The 19,664-nt window shown below is 68.8% G+C and carries 19 protein-coding genes, 1 tRNA gene and 1 pseudogene; 2 read left to right on the top strand and 19 right to left on the bottom strand.

All coding sequences use genetic code 11. The features are described from left to right. The first annotated feature begins 53 nt into the window (after positions 1-53). The gene (locus FJX73_03435) at positions 54-1,205 is read left to right on the top strand and encodes a BMP family ABC transporter substrate-binding protein (protein ID MBM3469827.1); all 1,152 of its coding nucleotides are present in this window, start codon (positions 54-56) and stop codon (positions 1,203-1,205) included. A gap of 16 nt (positions 1,206-1,221) precedes the next feature. Here FJX73_03435 and FJX73_03440 read toward each other — a convergent pair whose 3' ends face one another. The 11 genes from FJX73_03440 to FJX73_03490 all read right to left on the bottom strand — a co-directional run bounded on the left by FJX73_03440 (position 1,222) and on the right by FJX73_03490 (position 9,505). Beyond that, positions 1,222-1,875: a bifunctional phosphoribosyl-AMP cyclohydrolase/phosphoribosyl-ATP diphosphatase HisIE gene (locus tag FJX73_03440; GenBank protein MBM3469828.1), complete on the bottom strand. Its 654-nt coding sequence runs from the start codon at positions 1,873-1,875 to the stop codon at positions 1,222-1,224. Next, the gene (gene hisF, locus FJX73_03445; GenBank protein ID MBM3469829.1) at positions 1,875-2,663 is read right to left on the bottom strand and encodes an imidazole glycerol phosphate synthase subunit HisF; all 789 of its coding nucleotides are present in this window, start codon (positions 2,661-2,663) and stop codon (positions 1,875-1,877) included. Before hisF ends, FJX73_03440 begins: the two co-directional genes overlap by 1 nt. Continuing rightward, the gene (locus tag FJX73_03450; GenBank protein ID MBM3469830.1) at positions 2,663-3,412 is read right to left on the bottom strand and encodes a 1-(5-phosphoribosyl)-5-((5-phosphoribosylamino)methylideneamino)imidazole-4-carboxamide isomerase; all 750 of its coding nucleotides are present in this window, start codon (positions 3,410-3,412) and stop codon (positions 2,663-2,665) included. The genes hisF and FJX73_03450 overlap by 1 nt, the downstream gene beginning before the upstream one ends. A 1-nt stretch (position 3,413) precedes the next feature. After that, a complete protein-coding gene (gene hisH / locus FJX73_03455; GenBank protein MBM3469831.1) occupies positions 3,414-4,037 on the bottom strand; it encodes an imidazole glycerol phosphate synthase subunit HisH in 624 nt (207 codons plus the stop codon). Between the two features lie 24 nt (positions 4,038-4,061). Beyond that, complete coding sequence (hisB, locus tag FJX73_03460; protein ID MBM3469832.1) at positions 4,062-4,643, bottom strand: imidazoleglycerol-phosphate dehydratase HisB; 582 nt, start codon at positions 4,641-4,643, stop codon at positions 4,062-4,064. Then, on the bottom strand, positions 4,640-5,752 hold the full coding sequence (locus FJX73_03465; GenBank protein MBM3469833.1) for a histidinol-phosphate aminotransferase family protein: 1,113 nt from the start codon (positions 5,750-5,752) through the stop codon (positions 4,640-4,642). Before FJX73_03465 ends, hisB begins: the two co-directional genes overlap by 4 nt. After that, complete coding sequence (hisD, locus tag FJX73_03470; GenBank protein MBM3469834.1) at positions 5,749-7,080, bottom strand: histidinol dehydrogenase; 1,332 nt, start codon at positions 7,078-7,080, stop codon at positions 5,749-5,751. Before hisD ends, FJX73_03465 begins: the two co-directional genes overlap by 4 nt. Then, positions 7,073-7,723 carry an ATP phosphoribosyltransferase gene (locus FJX73_03475; GenBank protein MBM3469835.1) on the bottom strand — a complete coding sequence of 217 codons (651 nt, stop codon included), beginning with the start codon at positions 7,721-7,723 and terminating at the stop codon, positions 7,073-7,075. The genes hisD and FJX73_03475 overlap by 8 nt, the downstream gene beginning before the upstream one ends. After that, complete coding sequence (gene hisZ, locus FJX73_03480) at positions 7,720-8,910, bottom strand: ATP phosphoribosyltransferase regulatory subunit (GenBank protein MBM3469836.1); 1,191 nt, start codon at positions 8,908-8,910, stop codon at positions 7,720-7,722. The genes FJX73_03475 and hisZ overlap by 4 nt, the downstream gene beginning before the upstream one ends. A 126-nt stretch (positions 8,911-9,036) precedes the next feature. Beyond that, complete coding sequence (locus FJX73_03485) at positions 9,037-9,360, bottom strand: helix-turn-helix domain-containing protein (protein MBM3469837.1); 324 nt, start codon at positions 9,358-9,360, stop codon at positions 9,037-9,039. 71 nt (positions 9,361-9,431) lie between these two features. Continuing rightward, positions 9,432-9,505: transfer RNA gene (locus FJX73_03490), tRNA-Gln, on the bottom strand. A 116-nt stretch (positions 9,506-9,621) separates the two neighbouring features. Between FJX73_03490 and FJX73_03495 the strand changes: the two genes are divergently transcribed. Continuing rightward, on the top strand, positions 9,622-11,358 hold the full coding sequence (locus tag FJX73_03495; protein MBM3469838.1) for a glutamine--tRNA ligase/YqeY domain fusion protein: 1,737 nt from the start codon (positions 9,622-9,624) through the stop codon (positions 11,356-11,358). Here FJX73_03495 and FJX73_03500 read toward each other — a convergent pair. The 8 genes and pseudogenes from FJX73_03500 to prfB all read right to left on the bottom strand — a co-directional run bounded on the left by FJX73_03500 (position 11,355) and on the right by prfB (position 19,635). After that, the gene (locus tag FJX73_03500) at positions 11,355-11,813 is read right to left on the bottom strand and encodes a hypothetical protein (GenBank protein ID MBM3469839.1); all 459 of its coding nucleotides are present in this window, start codon (positions 11,811-11,813) and stop codon (positions 11,355-11,357) included. The genes FJX73_03495 and FJX73_03500 overlap by 4 nt on opposite strands. A 20-nt stretch (positions 11,814-11,833) precedes the next feature. Next, positions 11,834-12,007 (bottom strand): annotated as a pseudogene (locus tag FJX73_03505) (acyl-CoA dehydrogenase). Beyond that, complete coding sequence (locus FJX73_03510; protein MBM3469840.1) at positions 12,006-13,493, bottom strand: glutamate--tRNA ligase; 1,488 nt, start codon at positions 13,491-13,493, stop codon at positions 12,006-12,008. Before FJX73_03510 ends, FJX73_03505 begins: the two are co-directional and overlap by 2 nt. 7 nt (positions 13,494-13,500) lie before the next feature. Continuing rightward, entirely contained in the window at positions 13,501-14,454 is a 954-nt protein-coding gene (locus FJX73_03515; GenBank protein MBM3469841.1) for a ribose-phosphate pyrophosphokinase, read from the bottom strand. Between the two features lie 9 nt (positions 14,455-14,463). After that, complete coding sequence (locus tag FJX73_03520; protein MBM3469842.1) at positions 14,464-14,727, bottom strand: stage V sporulation protein S; 264 nt, start codon at positions 14,725-14,727, stop codon at positions 14,464-14,466. A gap of 102 nt (positions 14,728-14,829) precedes the next feature. Beyond that, on the bottom strand, positions 14,830-16,530 hold the full coding sequence (csaB, locus tag FJX73_03525; GenBank protein ID MBM3469843.1) for a polysaccharide pyruvyl transferase CsaB: 1,701 nt from the start codon (positions 16,528-16,530) through the stop codon (positions 14,830-14,832). 1,327 nt (positions 16,531-17,857) lie between these two features. After that, positions 17,858-18,547 carry a DUF2993 domain-containing protein gene (locus tag FJX73_03530; GenBank protein MBM3469844.1) on the bottom strand — a complete coding sequence of 230 codons (690 nt, stop codon included), beginning with the start codon at positions 18,545-18,547 and terminating at the stop codon, positions 17,858-17,860. Then, positions 18,547-19,635, bottom strand: a complete 1,089-nt coding sequence (gene prfB, locus FJX73_03535; GenBank protein ID MBM3469845.1) for a peptide chain release factor 2 — start codon at positions 19,633-19,635, stop codon at positions 18,547-18,549. Before prfB ends, FJX73_03530 begins: the two co-directional genes overlap by 1 nt. Positions 19,636-19,664 lie beyond the last annotated feature (29 nt).

The following is a 19,664-nucleotide window of genomic DNA, read 5'->3' on the forward strand; positions in this document are numbered from 1 at the left end:
TCCACGCCGAATAGCCGAGGAGAGACGAGGAAGGACAACAGAGGAGGGAGACCATGCGCTGGTTGACCATCTTGGTGGTACTCGTGCTCGCGGGCAGCCTGGCCGCGCCGGGCATCGCCCAACAGAAGCTCAAGGCCGGGTTCGTCTACGTCGGCCCGATCGGCGACTACGGCTGGACGCACGCCCACGACTTCGCCCGCAAGATCGCGGAGAAGAAGCTCCCCTGGCTGGAGACCCTCTATGTCGAGAAGGTGCCCGAGGGCCAAACGGAATCGTTCATTGACAAGCTGATCCAGCAGGGCGCGCGGGTGATATTCACGACCAGCTTCGGGTTCATGGACGGGACGCTGGCCGCGGCCAAGCGGTACCCCAACCAGATCTTCGCGCACGCGTCAGGCTTCAAGCGCGCGCCCAACGTGGCAACGTACATGGCCGACTTCTATCAGGTGTACTACCTGAACGGCCTGATGGCCGGCGCGGTGACCAAGAGCGGCAAGATCGGCTATGTGGGCGCCTTCCCGATCCCCGAGGTGAAGCGCCACATCGGCGCGTTCGCGCTGGGCGCCCGCGCGGTCAACCCCAAGGCCACCGTGCACGTCCGCTGGATCTACGAGTGGTTCAGCCCCACGGCGGCCAAGGAAGCCACCGAAGCCCTGATCGCCGAGGGCGCGGACGTGTTCGCGTTCACCGAGGACTCACCCACCGTCGTGCAGGTTGCGGCCAAGCGAGGGCTGCCCAGCTTCGGCCACTACTCGCCGATGCACAAGTTCGCCCCCAAGCACATGGTCTCGGGTCAGCTCGTCCACTGGGACAAGATCTACGTGGACTTCCTGTCCAAGGTGTACGCGGGCAAGTACACGGCCGAGAACCTGGCCAACGTGGACTACTGGTGGCTCCTGGCCGAGGGCGCGGCGGAGCTGGGCGGCGACTTCGGCATGCCGATCAATCCCGAATGGGCTGGCAGGATGCAGGCGGTCAAGGTAGGGACGCCTGACCTGGGCCGGCTCTCGGTCTACGACCTGGTCATGAAGCGACTGGCCCAGATGTCGGATCCCAAGGTGACCTTCGAGCCGTTCACAGGCCCGATCAAGGACCGTAAGGGCGTCCTCCGGGTCCAGAGCGGGAAGCGCATGACCGTGGGAGAACTCAACACGATGGAGTGGGCGGCGCCGGGCGTCGTGGGCCCCTGGCCCAAGGAGCCGTAACCTTCTAGGATAGCAACTAGGCGCCGCGCGCGGCGAGAACCTCGATCACGCGCTCGAGCGGGATGCCGCGCGCGGCCAGCAAGACCATCAGGTGGTAAAGCACGTCCGCCGCCTCTTCGGCCACGCGGTCGTCGCTCTCACGCTCCGCGGCGCGGACGACCTCCTCGGCTTCCTCCCGCACCTTGGCGCCCACCGTGGTGATGCCCGCGCGGAACAGGTGGGCGGTGTACGAGCCGTCTGGCATCGCCTGGCGACGCTCGCAGATTCTCGCCTCGAGCCGTGCGAGCACGGACCCGCCGGTAAGCCGGGGCTCACCCTCGGGCGTCCGGTGGAAGCAGGACCGCTGCCCCGTGTGACAGGCCGGGCCCTGGGGGATAACCTGGGCGAGGAGGGCGTCACCGTCGCAGTCCAGACGCAACTCCACCAGGCGCTGCGTGTTCCCGGAGATCTCGCCCTTGTGCCACAACGCTTGGCGCGACCGGCTCCAGAACCACATCTCGCCAGCGGCCCGGGTGCGGGCGTAGGCGTCGCGGTTCATCCACGCCATTGTCAGGACCTCGCCCGAGCTCGCGTCCTGCACGATGACCGGCAGCAGCCCGTCCGTCCAGTCAATCGGTATCTCAGCCGGGATCGGCGGCGCCTCGTCGCTCACCTGGGTACCCTCCCCCATCATTCACGCACCCCACCCTCCGTCCCGAACCGCACCGGAACGCCGGCGGCGGCCAGCGCCCGCTTCACCACCGGAATCGGATACCGGTCGTAATGGAAGATCGACGCGGCCAGCGCCGCATCAGCACACCCCGCGGTCAGCACCTCGACCAGGTGCGCGGGTACCCCGGCGCCGCCGGACGCGATCACCGGGACGCCAACGGCCGCCGCCACGCTGCGCGTCAGTTCCAGGTCGTACCCCCGGGTGGTCCCGTCCCGATCCACGCTCGTCAGCAATATCTCACCGGCGCCGAGCCGCACGGCCTCGATGGCCCAATCCACCGCGTCGAGCCCTGTGGGCCGGCGGCCGCCGTGGGTCATGACCTCGTAAGTACCGGCCCTGACGTCTCTGCGCCTGGCATCCATCGCCACGACCACGCACTGGCTGCCGAAGCGGCTGGCGGCCTCCGCGATCAGGGCCGGCCGAGCCACGGCCGCGGTGTTGAGGGCAACCTTGTCGGCTCCGGCCAGCAGCAGGTCTCTAATGTCGGTCACGCCGCGCACGCCACCGCCCACGGTAAGCGGTATGAAAACCTCGGCGGCGGTGCGCGCTACCGCGTCCAACAGGATTCCCCGGTCCTCGACCGAGGCCCTGATGTCCAGGTACACCAGCTCGTCGGCGCCGTCGCGGTCGTAGCGGACCGCCAGCGCAACCGGATCACCGGCGTCGCGGAGATCCACGAAGGCGCGGCCCTTCACCACGCGGCCTGCCTGCACGTCCAGGCACGGGATAACCCGCCTGGCCAGCATCACCCTGCGCCGACCGCGGCGACTACTGCCTCCGCCAGGGTGAACCGCCCGTCGTAGAAAGCCCGGCCCACGATGGCGCCTTCTGCGCCCGCGGCGGCCGTCGCGCGGAGGTGGTCGAGCGTCGAGATCCCTCCTGAGAGGACCACGGGCACTCGCGACGCTGCCATGACGGCCGACAGTCCGCTCATGTTGGGACCGGCCAGCATGCCGTCACTGGCCACGTCGGTATAGACGAACCTGCTCACACCCGCGGCCGCCAAGCGGCGGGCCGTCTCGACGACCGACGCCCCGGAGGCGTGCTGCCACCCCTCGGTGACAACCACACCGTCGCGCGCGTCCAGCGCCACCACGATCCGGTCGGTGAAGCGCGCCAGCGCCTCCGCGAGCAGCCCGCCGACTGGGGCTGCAGCAACGAGATCCGAGGCACCGAGGGCCGCGGTGCCGAGGACCGCACGGGCGGCACCGGCCTCAAACGCCAGATCGAGATCGGCCATCGTGCGCAGGCCGCCCCCGATCTGGACGGGGATCCCAACGCCGCCGCAGATTCGACCCACCAGGTCGAGGTGGCACGGCCGGCCCGTGAACGCGCCGTCGAGGTCCACGAGGTGCAGCCAGCGCGCGCCCTCGGCCTCCCAGCGCCGAGCCAGACCCACCGGGTCATCTGCCACCACGATCTGCCGCGCCGGGTCGCCCTGCTGCAGGCGAACCGCGCGGCCGGCCAGCAGATCAATCGCGGGATACACGGTCATCTCATCCCGCCCGCCGCGCTGTCAGGATGGCCAGCAGGTTGTGCAGGATCTGCGCGCCCAGCCGGCTGCTCTTTTCGGGATGAAACTGCAGTCCCCAAACGGCTCCACTGCGCACGATCGCGGGGAACCAAGCACCGTAGAATGCCTCCGCAACAACCACGCTTGCGTCGGCAGGCGCCGCCACGTACGAGTGCACGAAGTAGAAGTGAGCCAGCTCAGGCAGTCCAAGCAGGATCGGATCCTCGGCGCGCGGCCGCAGGGTGTTCCAGCCCATGTGGGGGACCTTCACGCCCGACGGCAAGCGACGCACCTCACCGGCGAGCAGGCCCAGCCCGGTCGCGCCGCTGCCCTCCTCACTGCGGTCGAAGAGGAGCTGCATTCCCAGGCAGATCCCGATCAGCGGTATGCCGCTACCGGCAGCCGCGCGCAGCGGTTCCACCAGACCGGCCGCGGACAACGCGGCCATCGCAGGCGGGAACGCGCCGACGCCAGGCACGACGATCGCCTGCGCGTCCCGCAGCCCTTCGGGTTCTGAAACCACGACCGGTGCTGCGCCGGTTGCCTCCAGCGCCCGATGGGCGCTCCGGAGGTTACCGGCCCCGTAGTCAATCAGCGCAACTCGCATCCCGTGCCAATGCCCCCTGATGGCTTACAGGATGCCCTTCGTGGAAGGAACGCCCTGGCCAACAACCGCCGCTGCCCGGCCGAGAACCACGCCAAGCGCCTTGAACACCGCCTCCGCGATGTGGTGCGTGTTCCGGCCGCGGACCAGATCCACGTGCAGCGTCACCGCGGCGTGGGCCGCGAACGCCCTCAACGCCTCCTCGACCAGATCCACGGAGAAACTCCCCACACGGCTGGCGGGAAACGCCACGTCGAACTGCACAAATGGCCGGCCGGAGATGTCGAGCGCCACCAGCACCAGGGCCTCGTCCATCGGCAGGTGGATCGAGGCGTACCGGGCGATCCCCTCGCCGGTTCCCAGCGCCTGTCGGAACGCCTGACCGAACACGATGGCCGAGTCCTCGACGGTGTGGTGAGGGTCCACCTCGAGATCTCCGGACGCTCGCAGGTCCAGGTCAAACCCCGCATGCCGGGCCATCGCGGCCAGCAGGTGATCAAAGAACGGCACGCCGGTCTCGAGCGCGGCCCGCCCGCTCCCGTCGAGCGTCAGTTCGGCGGTAACCCGGGTCTCGGCGGTCGCCCGCTCAACCACAGCCGTCCTGTTCATGGTCCCCCCTTCAGCACGTCGGCCAGCGCTCCCAGAAACCGGTCGTTGTCGGCGCGCGTCCCGATGGAGACGCGCAGGCACGCGGCCAAGCCCGGGGCCGCCGAGACGTCGCGCACCAGGATCCCGAGCCCGGCCAGTCCGCGGTGGACCTCCCCCGGCGGTCGCCCGGGCTCGAACAGCAGGAAGTTGGTCTCGCTTGGATAGACGCGGGCGCCCATCGCCAACAGGGCGCGACCGATTCGATCACGCTCGGCGACAATCGCCCGCACTCGCGACGCGGCTACGTCGCGGCGCGCGGCGAGGACTGGCACCGCCACCTGAGCAAAGACGTTGACGTTGTACGGCGGCAGCACTTTGAGTAGCTCCGCGACCAGCGGCGCCTGAGCCGTGATCCACCCCACGCGCAGCCCGGCCCCGGCCAACGCCTTGCTGAAGGTCCGCACTACCAACAGGTGTGGGTGGGCATGCACGGACTCAAGCCAGGAGGTCTTCGCGAACTCCCAGTACGCCTCGTCAAGCACGACCGCGCAGGGCGCGTCGTCCATCACCGCGGCGACCGCGTCCGGGGCCAGCGCGTTGCCGGTTGGGTTGTTGGGCGAGGCCAGGTAGATCGCCCCGGCGCGGTGGGCACGCGCGGCCCGCAGCACGGCGCCGGCGTCGAGCTCGAACCCCGGTCCCAGTGGCACCTGGGCCACGCGCGCGCCGGAGGCAACCGCCAGGATCGCGGCCATCGAGTAGGTCGGTGACGTCATCACCACCGTGCCACCCGCGGCGAACGCGGCGAATGCTGCCCCCAACGCCTCGTTGGATCCTGCGGTGGCCGCGACCATCTCCGGCGGTGTGCCCTGCATCCGGCCCAGGGCGGCGCAGACCGCATCGGCCCTCGCAGCCGGATACCGGTGCCAGGGAAGGGTCGCCAGGCGGTTGGCGATCTCGCGCTTGAGGTCCTCGGGCCAGTCATCGGGCGCCTCGTTCTGGTGCAGGCGCACCGGCTTCCCGGCAGGGACCGCTTGGGTGACCAGGCCGTAGGCGTGCAAGTTCCGGATCTCGGGACGCACGCAGGCCACGCCCCGGTCGGGCATCTTGGACGGAGCGCCGGTGGTCGTCATGCGAGGTGCGGCTCCCGGTGCGTGATCGCCTGCACATGAGCGGGAAACCCCTCGTACCAGCCCAGGCGCGATGCAACCGGCGCGACCGCGCGCAGGCCGTCGAGCGTCAGGCCGGCGATCGCGGTGGCCTTCAGGAACGACAGCACCGTTATCCCTGAAGCCGCCAGGGCCGCGCCCCCGGTCGGCAGGGCGGCCGGGGTGCCGATGGCGTAGTTGGCCGCGGCAAACGGCGTGCACTGCCCAAGCAAAATCTCTCCGGCATGGCGCACGCGTCCGGCGACGGCGAGCGGATCGGCAACGGCGAGCTGCAGGTGCTCCGGAGCATAGGAGTTGATCCAGGCGAGCGCCTCGTCGAGGTCTGCGGCCAGGAACAGCCCGCCAAGATCGGTAAGCGCTGTCAGAGCGTAAGAGCGTCGGGGCTCGGGCAGCCGGTCCAGGTACTGAGGCAGTAGGCCGGCAACCGCGTTGGCCAGGCCGGCGTCCGTGGCTACCAGCATGACCGCGGAGTCCGCGCCGTGTTCCGCCTCGGTGAGCAGGTCCACCACCACCGAGGCAGGATCGGCAGTGGCATCCGCTAGTACGATCGCCTCGCTGGGTCCGAGCGCGACCAGCGGCGTCGCCCCAAAGACGGCAGAGGCCTGCTGCACCGCGGCGATCACCGGGCTACCCGGCCCGCCCACCAGTTGGGTCCGGGGGATCGTCCCGGTCCCCACGGCCAGCGCCGCGACCCCGGCGGCACCGTTGCAACGAAAGATCTGCCGGATCCCAAGAAGATCGGCCGCTGCCAACACGGCCGGATCGACGCTCCCATCCGGCCGGGGAGGTAGCACAACGGCGATCCGCTCGACGCCGGCCACAACCGCTGGTGTCCCCATGGCAATCATCATAGACGGGAAGCTGCCCTTTCCCGACGGAACGTAGAGCCCGGCGGAGTGGCACGGCCGGTACTGGATGCCGGTCGTAATCCCATCCTCGAGCTGCACGGTCGTCATCTCAGGCGGCAGAAGCCACTCGTTGAAGCGCCGCACGCGGCCGATCGCGACCTCCAGCGCCTCCAGGAGGGTACCGCTCACCGCGTCGCGGGCGGCTTCGATCTCCGCGCTGCCAACGACAAACCCAGCGGGCGCCAGGTCCACGCCGTCCCAGCGAGCCGTGTACAGGGCAACGGCATCGTCGCCGCCGGCAACCACGTCCTCGAGAACGCGGCAGGCATAGGCGCGCATCTCCGCGCCGAAGACCGCAGCCGCAGAGCGGCGCAGGCGCCGCCGGCGCTCGTCCGGCGGCAGGCTGCGCAGGTGTGTCACGGTCGGGCGGAATGGGCTAGACACGAACAGACGGCTCCCCCTCTGCCAGGTGGGCCCGCACGCGCTCGACCAGATCCGCAACCCGTGGCGAGCGGCTGAGGCTGCTGCGGTTCACGACCAGGCGGGCGGTAGACCGCGCGATCTCCGCGACCTCCACGAGATGGTTGTCCCGCAGCGTTCGCCCGGTCACGACCAGGTCCACGACTCCGTCGGCCAGTCCCACAAGCGGCGCCAGCTCGACCGTACCGGAAACGACGACGACCTCCACCGGCCGGCCCGCGGCCTCGAAGTAGCGCGCGGTGAGGCGCGGGTACTGCGTGGCGATGCGCACCACGCGTCCCGGTTGCCACAGGCCCGCGGCGCGCGCCGCCGGCAGCGCCACCACCGCCCGGCAGCCACCGAATCCCAGGTCGAGAAGTTCGTAGACATCACGAGCCTGCTCCAGGATCATGTCGCGGCCAACGATGCCCGCGTCCGCGGCGCCCTGCTCCACATAGGTCAACACATCGGCCGGCTTAACCGAAAGGATCCGCGCGCCGCCAGAGGTCTCCACCAGCAACCGCCGGTCCGCCGCGAGCCCATCTGGCAGCAGACCGACCGTCCGAAGCAGCCGCTCCGCCCCGTCCCGAAGCCGGCCGGTCGGTACGGCGAGGGCGAGGGCCTTCACGGCCGTGCCGCCATGACCGCGCGGACGGCCTCGACAACCGTCTCACCCGTGGCCTCCTCCTCGCGGCTCCCGCAGAGCACGCGTAGGCCCCTACCGGCCACAACAGCGATGCAGAGCGCCTCTTCCGCAGCAGGAGCGTTTCCTACCGGGTCCACGACGGTCGGCATGCCCGCTTCACGAAGCCGGGCCGCCACCGCAACGGCCTTCGAGTAACAGTCCCCCGCGTAGGCGACGACGATGGGAGCGGCGCAGCCGTCGGCCTCCGCCGCGACCTCGAGGATCCGCTCGACGCCCAGGGCGAACCCCGTCGCCGGGGCGGGATGCCCAAAGCCGGCCAGCAGGTCATCGTATCGCCCGCCCCCGAGGAGCGGCAGGCCGGAGTGAGGACCATGGGCCTCAAACACTACGCCGCTGTAGTAGTCGAAGTCCCGGATCAGACCCAGGTCCACCTCTACCTGGACCTCCGGCGCGTGGACCTCCACCGCCTCGAGTATCCTACCGAGCGCCTCCAGCGCCGCACGACCCTCTCCGTTCGTGACCAGCCCCGCCGCCCGCCCCAACGCGCCCGCGCCGCGCAGCGTCGGCAGCACGCGCAGCAGCTCGCGGGCCTGGCCTGGCAACGCCGTCGCGTCCAGGTCCGCGAAGGCCTTGCGGTAGAGCAGGTCGCGCGTGACATCAACCGCCGCTTCGGGCAAGGTGCTCATCACCCCGCGGAGGAATCCCGTGTGCCCCACGCCAATGACCGCGCCCGCAACGCCAGCAACCTTCAACGCCTCGGCGGCGAGGGCGATTACCTCGGCGTCGGCGCGCGGCCCGGCGGCGCCGATCAATTCCACCCCGGCCTGGATGAACTCCCTCTGGCGGCCTGACCCGCGCTCCTGCCCGCGAAACACCGGCGCCACATAGGACAGCCGCACCGGGACCCGGCCTGCCGGGAGCAGCCGGGTGGCCGCGAGCCGCGCCAGCGGCACGGTCATCTCCAGCCGCATCGCCAGCACCTCACCCCCGTTGTCCACCAGCTTGAGCAGCCGGTCTCCGATCCCTGGCCCGGCCCCCCGCAGGAAAGTCTCGTAGAACTCGAGCGTCGGAGTGGCGACCTCGACATAGCCCCACCGCGCGAAGAGGGCGAGCAACCGCCCTTCCAGCCGCCGGCGGTTGGCGACCTCCGCGGCGGACTGATCGCGCATGCCAGCAGGCAAAGCGCGCCACCGCGGCCGCTCCCGTAAGCGGATCCTCACTGACTTTACTCCTTTATCGCGATAAAGCGATGAAGTTCAAAACGGAGTTACCCTAGCATGCCCTGCGGGGTGATGTCAAGCGCGACCGGTCCGGCCGAGACGCTCGAGGACAATACGGTAGCCGTCGGCGCCGTATTCGAGGAAACGGCGCACCCGGCTGATCGTCGCGCTGCTGGCGCCGGTGCGCCGGACGATCTCGTCGTAGGTATGCCCGGCCGCCAGGAGGCGGGCCACCTCCAAGCGGGACGCCATCGCCCTGATCTCTGACACGGTGCAGAGGTCCTCGAGGAAGCGGTAGCCCTCCTCCGACGTGCGCAGCGTGAGCACGGCGCGGCAGAGCTGGTCGGCCAGCGTATCGCGCAGCCGGGGATGCACGGTAGGTGCACGGCGGCGGCCCATGGCGCCTCCTCGCAAGGAGATGGACGATCGCCCTTTGGTTCGTCTGCCCGAGGCGGTTCCCTGCCGTGGGCTGGCTGGGGGAGGAGGATTCGAACCCCCGCTAACGGGTCCAGAGCCCGTCGTCCTACCGCTAGACGATCCCCCAGCACGCGGATGCCGCGGGCGGACCGCGGCGCTTCACTCCCCTGATTATAGTGAAGGGCTCGAAACAGGGTCAAGCATGGTGTATCCTGGGGCGCAGGAATCACCGCAGGAGTTGCCATGAGCAGCCAATCTGGCACGCCTGCCAGAGAGCGGCGCGTCAGCCCCAACTTCATCACGGAGATCATTGACGGTGATCTCGGGCAGGGACGCGTCGCAGAGGTCATCACCCGGTTCCCGCCCGAGCCCAACGGCTATCTCCACATCGGGCACGCGAAGTCGATCTGCCTCAACTTCGGGCTCGCGCTGGACTACGGCGGCGAGTGCAACCTGCGCTTCGACGACACCAACCCCGAGACCGAGGACATCGAGTACGTCGAGGCGATCAAGCGCGATGTGCAGTGGATGGGCTTCCGGTGGACGAGGGAGCTCTACGCCTCGGACTACTTCGAGCGCCTCCACGAGATGGCGGTGCAGCTCATCCGGGATGGCGCGGCCTACGTGGACAGCCTGAGCGACGAGGAGATCGGCGCATACCGGGGCACCGTGAACGAGCCCGGCAGGCCGAGCCCCTACCGCGATCGAAGCGTGGCGGAGAACCTGCTTCTCTTCGAGCGCATGCGCCAAGGTGAGTTTCCAGATGGGGCGCACGTGCTGAGGGCCAAGATCGACCTTTCTAGCCCGAACATGAAGATGCGCGATCCCGTACTCTACCGCATCGTCCACGCCGCGCACTACCGCAGGGGGCGGACGTGGTGCATATACCCCCTCTATGACTTCGCGCACCCGCTCTCAGACGCCCTGGAGGGCATCTCGCACAGCATCTGCACGCTCGAGTTCGAGAACAACCGCGCGATCTACGACTGGCTCCTGGAGAACCTCCGGGGCAAGTGTGGCCTGCCCGAGCTGCACCGCCCGCACCAGTACGAGTTCGCCCGGCTCAACCTGGACTACACTGTGCTCTCGAAGCGTAAGCTGATACGGCTGGTGGAAGCAGGGCACGTGAAGGGGTGGGACGACCCGCGCATGCCCACGATCTCGGGGCTGCGGCGGCGGGGGGTCACCGCATCCGCGATCCGGGAGTTCGCCAACCGAATCGGCGTGGCCAAGGCGAACAGCCGCGTGGACGTCGCGATCTTCGAGTCGGCCGTGCGCGACGACCTCAACTACGAGGCGCCGCGTGTGCTCGCGGTCTCGAGACCCCTCAAGGTCACGATCACCAACTTCCCGGCAGGGGAGGTCCGATACCTCGATGCTCCCTACTGGCCGCACGACGTCCCAAGAGAGGGATCGAGGAAGGTGCCGTTCTCGAGAGACCTCTACATCGAGCGCGACGACTTCATGGAAGATCCGCCCAAGGGGTTCCACCGGCTGGTCCCAGGCGGCGTGGTGCGCCTGCGGCATGCCTATGTGCTACGGTGCGAGGAGGTACTGCGCGACGCCTCCGGCGGGATTGCCGAGCTTCGGTGCACATACGACCCTGACACATTGGGCAGGCAACCCGGGGGCAGCCGGGTTCGCGGCACCATTCACTGGGTGTCGGTACCGCACGCGGTGAGGATCGAGGTGCGCCTGTACGATCGGCTGTTCCGCGTGCCTGACCCCGAGGCGGCCGGGGGCGAGTTTGCGGAGCATCTGAACCCCGAATCGCTGACCGTTGCCCACGGCTACATCGAGCCCAGCGTCCTGACAGACCCCGCAGACACGCGGTATCAGTTCGAGCGTCTGGGCTACTTCTGGCAGGACCCGGTCGACTCCGGACCCGGGCACATGGTCTTCAACCGCATCGTGGCGCTGCGCGACTCCTGGGCGAAGGCAAGGGAGAGGCTCGGGGCAGGACAAGGGCGCTCGGGCTAGCCCTCAAGACCCAGGCGGCGCCGGCACGCCTGGATGAACCCCATCCACACGTCATCGAGATCCCAGAACCGCCTGGCGTGCGCGTCGGCCTGCTGCGCGGTCCAGCCGAGGCGGGCCTGCCCGTACAATGCAACGAAGCTCGATACTCGGTAGTTGGCAGCGCAGTGGACGAACGTCCTCCTGGCGCGGCAGCGGTCCATCAGGACCAGGAACTGCAGGAACTCCTCAACCGCGGGGGCATCGAATTTGACGGGGATCGCATGGTACTCCAGCCCGAGCGCCTGGACCAGGCCGGCCTCGTCCGGAAGGCAGTACCTGGGATCGAGGAGGCCAAGGTTCACCACCACCTCGTAGCCGGATGCGGCCACCTCGCGCAGCTGATCCTCGGTCGGCTGGCCTGCGGTGCCCAGCCGGTTGTCAACCTGAACGAAGTTCTTGATCTGCTCGATCGCCATCTTCCGCCCGATGCTCCCGGCTACTCGTACACCTTCTCCTCGGTTCGGTCCGCCTCCACCGCGTCGGCCTCGACATCCCTCTGGGCGGCGGGAAGTCCCAGCTCCCTGAAATACTCGTGCTGGATGACCAGGTTCATGATCTCGTTTGTACCGGTCCATATCATCGCCAGGCGCGTGTCGCGCAGCTTCTGTTCAGACCCCTGCGCGTCCGTCTCCCGCCGCCAGCGCTGCGGCGCGACGCAGCCGTTCCAGCACACGCTCTGCTCCCAGGACTTCCATGAGCTCGAAGAGGCCTGGGCCCGCGGTCTTCCCTGTGAGAGCCACACGCGCGGGATGCACGAGGGCTCGGGCTTCCACACCCGCATCCGCGCAGACCCTGCGGAGCACCGCCTCGATCGCCCCGCGGTCAAACGCTTCCAGACCTTCCAACCCCGCTGCCAGCGCCTCAAGGAGCGTGGCCGAAGCGGGTTGCAGGTGCCGTGACGCGGCCTCGGGATCGTATACGGGGTCGCGGAAGAAGAAGTCGCCGTAGACCATGACGTCGCCGCCGGTCTTCAGGCGGTCCCCCACCACCTCGATCACCCGCTCCAGGTATCGCCGCTGCGCCGGTGTCATCTCCCCCGCAAGCAGCCCTTCCCGCTCCAAAATGCGGGCGCACATCCCCACGACGCGCCCTCGGTCGCTCTCGAGGAGCCCCCGCATGTACACCCCGTTCAGCCAGGTGAGCTTGTCGAGATCGAAGATCGGCGACGCGCGGCCGACATCCTCAAGGCGGAATCCCCCAATCAGCTCTTCCAGTGCGTACACCTCGCGCTCGGCCCCGGGATGCCAGGCCATGAGCGCGAAGAAGTTAAGGATCGCCTCGGGCAGGAAGCCCTGGCCACGGTACTCGCGTACGGCGGTGTCGCCGTGGCGCTTGCTGAGCTTCTTGCGGTCCGCGCCCAGGATAGTGGGCAGATGGGCCACGGCGGGCGGCGTCCAGCCGAGCGCCCGATACATGACGAGCTGTTTGGGCGTGTTCGAGAGATGCTCGCTACCTCTGATCACGTGCGTGATCTGCATCAGGTGATCGTCCACCACGTTGGCGAAGTTGTACAACGGCGTGCCGTCCGATCGGACGATGATGTAGTCGTCCAGGTGCTCCGGCTCAAAGACCACTCGGCCGCGCACCAGGTCGTCCACAACGATGGGGTCGTGACCTCCGGTCACACGCAGTCGGAGCGAGGGGCGCACCCCGGCGGCCTCCAGGACCGCGCGGTCCGCGCTGCTGCGATCGCGGCAGCGGCCCGAGTAGCGGTGCGACCGCCCGGATGCGGCCGCCTGCTGACGCTCGGCCTCAAGCTCATCGGTGGAGCAGTAGCATGGGTAGGCCGCTCCGCGGTCGAGCAGCTCCTGCGCGTAGCGCGCGTAGATGCCGCCGCGCTCGGTCTGCCGGTAGGGACCGAAAGGCCCGCCCATATCAGGCCCCTCGTCCCACTTGATTCCCAACCAGTCGAAGTCCTCGAAGATCGAGTTCTCGTACTCCTGGGTAGAGCGCGTACGGTCGGTATCCTCCACCCTCAGGATGAACTGCCCGCCGCAGTGGCGGGCGTGCAGCCAGTTGAAGAAGGCCATCCAGGCCCCGCCCATGTGCAGGTACCCGGTGGGCGATGGCGCGTAGCGCGTGCGGACCTGGGGCATGCCGGAATCAGACGAACAGCAAACTGACGGACTGGTTCAGGTGGATGCGGCGGATCGCCTCCGCCAGCAGAGGCGCCGCCGAGAGCAGGGTGACCTTTGCGGGCGGCCCACCTGCGGGGAACGGGATCGTGTTCGTGACGATCACCTCGCGGATCTCGGGGCGGGACAGGCGATCAAACGCAGGACCCGCGAATACCGGGTGCGTCGCGCAGACGTAGATCTCGGGCACGCAGCCCTGCGCGAGCAGCACGTCCATGGCCCGGTCCACGGTCCCGGCGGTATCAATGATGTCCTCTATGAGTATTGGCGTCCGCCCCTGGACTTCACCCACAACCTGTATCGGCTCCTTGGCATCGGTACCCACGCGCCGTTGAAAGATCACAGCCAGGGGCATGTCCAGCCGGTCTGCGAGTTGCTTGCTGCGGCGCACCGCGCCGTCGTCCGGCGCCACCACCACGCCGTTGGTCAGGCCCTTGCGAGCCAGGTAGTCCGAGAACAGGGGAAGCGCACGCAGATGGTCCACCGGAATGGTGAAGAAGCCCTCGATCTGCCCTGCATGCAGGTCTACCGTCAGGACGCGGTTCACGCCGGCCGTCGTAAGCAGATCCGCCACGAGCCGCCCGGTAATCGGCTCACGCGGTGCGTCCTTCTTGTCCTTCCGGCCGTAGCCGTAGTAGGGAATCACGGCCGTGATGCGCCCGGCCGAGGCGCGTCGGAGCGCGTCCACCATGATCAGGAGCTCCATCAGGTGCTCGTTGACCGGGTGGCAGGTGGATTGAACCACGAATGCGTCCTCGCCGCGCGCGTTCTCCTCGAAGCGGCAGTAGACCTCTCCGTCGGCGAAGCGCGCCAACGTCACCTGACCCTGGGGGATAGCCAGGTAGTCGGCGATCTCCCGGGCCAGGGTGGGTACCGAGCTGCCGCAGAAGAGCTTTAGCTTCCCGTAGTCGGTAGCATCCACTGGTGCTGGCTACCGCGGCACAATGAGGAACTTGATCGCGGTCCGCTCCTCCCCGTCTATCTCGACCTTGACAAATGCCGGGATGGCCACGAGGTCTATCCCGTTAGGCGCTACGTATCCCCGGGAGATCGCGATCGCCTTGACCGCCTGGTTCACAGCGCCGGCGCCTATGGCCTGTATCTCGACCGAGCCCTTCTCCCGCACAACTGCGGCCACTGCCCCTGCCACTGCCTTCGGCTTGGAGTCCGCGGAGACCTTGAGCACCTCCGTCATGGTGGCGGCGCCTCCTCGAATGCGGCGATGACAAGCGTGTGTCGTAGTCGGTATCCGGAGGGCTATTCCGTTCGCAGGAGCGGAACTCCTGCCGGAACCGGATCACGCTGAAGGCGCCAGCAACCTCACAACACCGGCGATTCCGGATGCGGCCGCTTCCTTGAGGGCAGGAACGGCCGACCGCAGCCGGGCGCGCGCAACTGCGCGGGACTGCCAGGCATCGGCAAGCGCTCCTTCGAGTATCTCCTCGGAGGCACCCGGGGGCAGGGGGTCGGGCAGGCCCGTCCCTGACGCGAACGCGGCCACCTTGGGATCGTAGCCAAGGGCCACCGATGGCACGGCCTGGATCGTCGCGAATATAAGGGCGTGCAGGCGAACGCCCAACACCAGGTCCATCGCACCCACCAGCCCCAGCAGGTCCTGGGGGGTCGCGGCCTGCACGACGCGGCCGCCGGTGGCCGCGGCGACGGCCTGGCCTATTTCCAGATCGCGAACCCGGTCAAACGGGAATACCGCAACGTGCGCGCCGTGAGCCGCTGCGAAGTGCCGTACAGCCCTGCTCATGGCCGAGACCTCAGTCAGGCCCTTCCACGGGCGCACCGCAACTCCCAGGCGCGGGGCAGAGGCGCCCAGCCCGACTCGGGCGAGCAGCTCCTCCGCACGCTCGGGCGTGGACGGGATCAACAGCGCGGCCAGGTCTGCTCCGACCTCTATCGGGCGGACCACTCCCATCGCCCGGAGTGCGCGGGCAGATGCCGCGTCACGCACGTTGATCGCCTGCGCGCGGTTGAACGCCGCCGCAGCCAGCCGCCCCACCCACCGCCTGCGGACCGGCCCGACCCCCTGCCCGACCACCGCGAACGGCACTCGACGCGCGGACGCCGCCAGCATGGTGCCGATGTAATACAGGGCGCTACGCGCGCTGGTCACGTCCTGAACCAGGGATCCGCCTCCGCTGATCAGCAGGCGCGCACCGGCAAGCGCCTGCCACACTGCCCCCGGGGAGCGCGGATGGGCCTCCACCCCGTGCAGCGCCGCCGTCTCCGCCGGATCGGCGGAGAGCACCACCAGCCGCGGGTCTGCCCCAGATACGCGCAGCCCGGCGATCAGCCCGGCGAGGACGGCCTCGTCGCCCAGGTTCCCGAAGCCGTAGTACCCGCTTACTAGGACCGGACCGGTCGCCGCGACAGCCAGAGGAGCACCATGACCGCGGGGACTGCGAGGGCCGCGCCCAGGAGGAGCGCGTTCCCGGTCCGCCACGCAGTGTAGACCAGAGGGGTGTGCAGGTGGGAGAACGAGTTGATCGCACCAGCGGTGCCGATTGTGCCCGCGAGCGCGAACGCCAGCGCGACACGTCGCCATCCCAGCGAGGCCGCGACACCGGCAACTACCAGCGCCGGGTAACCGATCAGGAACTCCTTTGTGCGCGGGCGGGCCACGAGCAGGTTCTCCAGCACCGTGCGCAGGTTCTGCTCGGCTCCTGCAAGGGGCAGACCTATGTTGCCTGTCCGCGCCAGCAGCATGACACCTCCCATGGCGGCCAGTAGCACGACCAGCGCCGCGCCTAGCCGGAGCGGTTGAGCCATCCAGTCGTCCATCTCTTGAAGGGTTGTGCGCCAGTCGCCCTCCCGCGGCCGATCGAACGCCAGCATCAGGGCCACCAGCACGACCGGCACCACGTGCGCTGCCTTCACCCCCAGGAAGGTAGAGAAGGCCAGCATGAACTCCCACTTGCTGAGCAGCGCGGCCACGAAGACGCCGGTTACGGCCGCCACAGCGGCAGCGCGAACGAGAGTAAGCCATCCCTCGGCAACGGCATCGGCGCCCGACTTCCCGGAGCGGGGCAGTGCCCACACGGTCGCGCCGGCAGCACCTGTCATTGCGGTAGCCAGCGCCAGCACCTGCCTCCACAACGCGTCAAACCTGGTCAGCCCGGCCAGTACGCTCAGCAGCACGGCTGCGCTCAGAACAAAACCGTAGGCGCCACCAGGAACACGGATGCCGAGCACACGCGCCAGGTCGTCGGAGACCAGCAGGCCCAGAGCAGCAGCCCCAAGCGCCGCCACCCAGATCAGCGGAGCCGGCACCTCCAGGGGCGGAAGCGGCCGCGCCCGGCTGGGGGTCAGGCCCAGCGCTCGCAACTCCCGGGCGACCGTCTCGACCATATCCAGATTGATCTCCAGCGCGGGCACCCCAGCGGGCGTCGAGAGCAGCGGCCGGATGTACAGCAGCCGGATGTTGCGCTCCGCCGCCGCGCGCACGAACTTGTCTACCGCCTCACCAGGCCGCAGCACCAGCAGCTCTTCCGGGGTGATGCTGAAGACGCGGATCACCGACGGCCGCATCAGGGCGGTGAGGCGGTCCTCGCCCTTCTGCTTCCGGCGCGCCGTGAACACCTCGATCCGGCCGTAGCGGACTCCGGCCTGCTGGTAGGCGGCCGCGGCTTCGGTAAGCAGCCCTTCGTAACCCTGGACTTCGGTGAGCGCGAAGATCAGTATCGGCGAGGCCGTCGTTGCCGCGTAGCTCTCGACCATCGCGCCCAGGCTCTCGGGAGTCAGCCCGCGGAAGTTGCGCGGGCGCAGCACAACCTCCAAACCTGCCGCCCGGTGTGCAGCGGCGTCCGAAGGCCGGAATCCCAGACCCAGCTCCTCGAGGTCCGGCACCGTGCCCAGGACCTCTACCGCGCCTCCGAGCGCCCGCACCCTGTCCGGGCCCAGCAGCGCGGTGAGGCGCTCGGAGACAAACGCCAGCGCGTCCGGCGACCCCGAAACGTAGACCGCGTCCGCACGCAGCGCGCCCCTGGCCTGCAGGCCGGCGAAGGGCTCACGCAATGCGGCCAGCCGTCCTGTGGACGTGAGCGAGCCGCCGCCGGCGTAGCTGACCGCGCCCTCCTCGGCGAGACGCTTGAGCGTGTTGTCGCCAAGCGCCACCGAGACCGCGCCGCGCCGCCCGAGGTCGGCCATCACCGAGGAAACCGGGCGTCCCTCGCGCCGGATCAACGCCACCCAATCGTCGCCGTCCAGCACGATCTCGACCGCGCGGTACCGGGATTCAAGGCGGTGGCGCGCGGCCAGCACGGCCGCGGAGGCCACCAGACCGAGCACGACCATCCAGACCAGAATGCGCCGCGTCACCGCAGGACCCCCACCACTTGCGCGGATACGACAATCCGGCCCGGCTCCGAGACCACCCGCTCAATCCGAACGGGCACGGGCAGGCCGTTCAGCGACAGGATGGGTTGCGAAGCCAGGATCAGCACGGCGTTGGCGAGCATCGGAGGCAGTTCCTCTCCCTTGACTACCAGGGACGTCACGCGGAAGTGGAGCTCGGTCCCGGAGACCGCGTAGAACTGTCCGCGGATCCTCGCGGGTCCTCCGAACGGACCGGCGTGCACCATCCCGGTCGCGGTGACCCCATCGGCGTCAATCGTAACCGCAGGGTCGGCAATACCGTGGGCTGCCAGCAGGCGCTCCAGATCCGGCGGGCCAATCTCGAGTTCTGCGCTGCCGGATTCAACGCTGCGGACCGCCGCTCCGCCCTGGCCCGGCCCTGCCATCTCGACGCCCGCCAATCTGGCGCGGAACCGGCGGGCAGAGGCCTTGCCCAGGGGCAGGTCTCGCACTTCAATCTCGAGGCGGTCTACGTGCCCACGCGCGAGCGACAACGCCGTTGTGCGTGCCTTCACCTTCAGTTGGCCCGGGCTGGATATCTGAGCGCGGATCGAGGCGGCCAGTTGGTGCTGAACTAGGGACGACGGCACCCACCACCAGAGCGCCGCAAGCGCGGCGATCCCGACCAGCAACCACACGGCCCGGCGCATCAGACCGACTGTAGGCGCAGCGCGGCTTCAATGAACTGGTCGAGCGCGCCGTCCAGCACAGCGGCGGAGTTGCCGGTCTCAACTCCGGTCCGGTGGTCCTTGACCATCTGATAGGGATGCAGGACATACGATCGGATCTGGTTCCCCCAGGCCGCCTCTCGGTACTCCCCGCGGAGTTCGGCCAGGCGTTCGCGCTGCTGCGCCTCGGCCACCTGCACCAGACGGGCCTTCAGGACGCGCAGCGCGGTCAGCTTGTTGGCGTGCTGGGACCGCTCGTTCTGGCACTGCACCACGATCCCGGTAGGCACGTGGATCACGCGGACCGCTGTCTCCACTTTGTTGACGTTCTGTCCGCCGGCGCCGCCAGCCCGGTATGTCTCGACGCGCACGTCTTCCTCGCGCATCTCGACGTCCACGTCCTCCACCTCTGGAATGACGTCCGCCAGCGCGAACGAGGTGTGCCGCCGGTGGGCGGCATCGAAGGGCGAAAGCCGTACCAGACGGTGGACTCCCCGTTCCGTCCGGAGGTGGCCGTAGGCGTAGGGACCGCTGATGATCACGGTCACGCTCTTTAGGCCGGCCTCCTCGCCAGGGGACAGATCCACGATCTCCGCGGTGTAGCCGCGTCCATCGGCCCACCGAATGTACATGCGCAGCAACATCGAGGCCCAGTCCTGGGACTCCGTACCTCCGGCACCCGCATGGATCGAGAGGATGGCATTGGAGGCGTCGTGAGGGCCCGAGAGCAGCGCTGCGGTTTCGATGCGGGACAGGGCGTCTGTCAGCGCGCGCGCTTCGGCCTCGATTTCGGACGGGTCGAGGTCCTGAGGGGACTCGGCTGCGAGTTCCAGGAACGCTTGAAGGTCGTCGAGCTGCCGCTGCAGGGCCCCCACCGTTTCCACGGTGGTGCGGATCTGGCTGAGCTCCACTCCCACGGCCCGGGCCCGCTCCGGGTCGGCCCAGAGCGTGGGCTGCTGCATGGCTACTTCAAGTTCGGCGATGCGGGTCTGTTTGGCCGGCAGGTCAAAGATGCCCCCGGAGGTCCTGGAGGCGGCGGCGGCTCTCATTGAGCCGGACGTGCAGGTCATCGAGCTGGATCATGGCCAATGCATTATAT

It is taken from the genome of Armatimonadota bacterium, from assembly GCA_016869025.1.
In the GTDB taxonomy this organism is placed as follows: Bacteria; Sysuimicrobiota; Sysuimicrobiia; order Sysuimicrobiales; family Humicultoraceae; genus VGFA01.

Bases quoted from the DNA above. Each gene is read 5' to 3' on its own strand.
- hisB (MBM3469832.1), bottom strand. From the start codon at position 4,643: ATGAACAGGACGGCTGTGGTTGAGCGGGCGACCGCCGAGACCCGGGTT.
- hisF (MBM3469829.1), bottom strand. From the start codon at position 2,663: ATGCTGGCCAGGCGGGTTATCCCGTGCCTGGACGTGCAGGCAGGCCGC.
- FJX73_03450 (MBM3469830.1), bottom strand. From the start codon at position 3,412: ATGACCGTGTATCCCGCGATTGATCTGCTGGCCGGCCGCGCGGTTCGC.
- hisH (MBM3469831.1), bottom strand. From the start codon at position 4,037: ATGCGAGTTGCGCTGATTGACTACGGGGCCGGTAACCTCCGGAGCGCC.
- FJX73_03530 (MBM3469844.1), bottom strand. From the start codon at position 18,547: ATGCGCCGGGCCGTGTGGTTGCTGGTCGGGATCGCCGCGCTTGCGGCG.
- FJX73_03495 (MBM3469838.1), top strand. From the start codon at position 9,622: ATGAGCAGCCAATCTGGCACGCCTGCCAGAGAGCGGCGCGTCAGCCCC.
- FJX73_03465 (MBM3469833.1), bottom strand. From the start codon at position 5,752: ATGACGACCACCGGCGCTCCGTCCAAGATGCCCGACCGGGGCGTGGCC.
- FJX73_03485 (MBM3469837.1), bottom strand. From the start codon at position 9,360: ATGGGCCGCCGCCGTGCACCTACCGTGCATCCCCGGCTGCGCGATACG.
- prfB (MBM3469845.1), bottom strand. From the start codon at position 19,635: ATGACCTGCACGTCCGGCTCAATGAGAGCCGCCGCCGCCTCCAGGACC.
- FJX73_03520 (MBM3469842.1), bottom strand. From the start codon at position 14,727: ATGACGGAGGTGCTCAAGGTCTCCGCGGACTCCAAGCCGAAGGCAGTG.
- FJX73_03435 (MBM3469827.1), top strand. From the start codon at position 54: ATGCGCTGGTTGACCATCTTGGTGGTACTCGTGCTCGCGGGCAGCCTG.
- hisZ (MBM3469836.1), bottom strand. From the start codon at position 8,910: ATGCGCGATCAGTCCGCCGCGGAGGTCGCCAACCGCCGGCGGCTGGAA.
- FJX73_03510 (MBM3469840.1), bottom strand. From the start codon at position 13,493: ATGCCCCAGGTCCGCACGCGCTACGCGCCATCGCCCACCGGGTACCTG.
- FJX73_03500 (MBM3469839.1), bottom strand. From the start codon at position 11,813: ATGGCGATCGAGCAGATCAAGAACTTCGTTCAGGTTGACAACCGGCTG.
- FJX73_03440 (MBM3469828.1), bottom strand. From the start codon at position 1,875: ATGGGGGAGGGTACCCAGGTGAGCGACGAGGCGCCGCCGATCCCGGCT.
- csaB (MBM3469843.1), bottom strand. From the start codon at position 16,530: ATGGCTTACTCTCGTTCGCGCTGCCGCTGTGGCGGCCGTAACCGGCGT.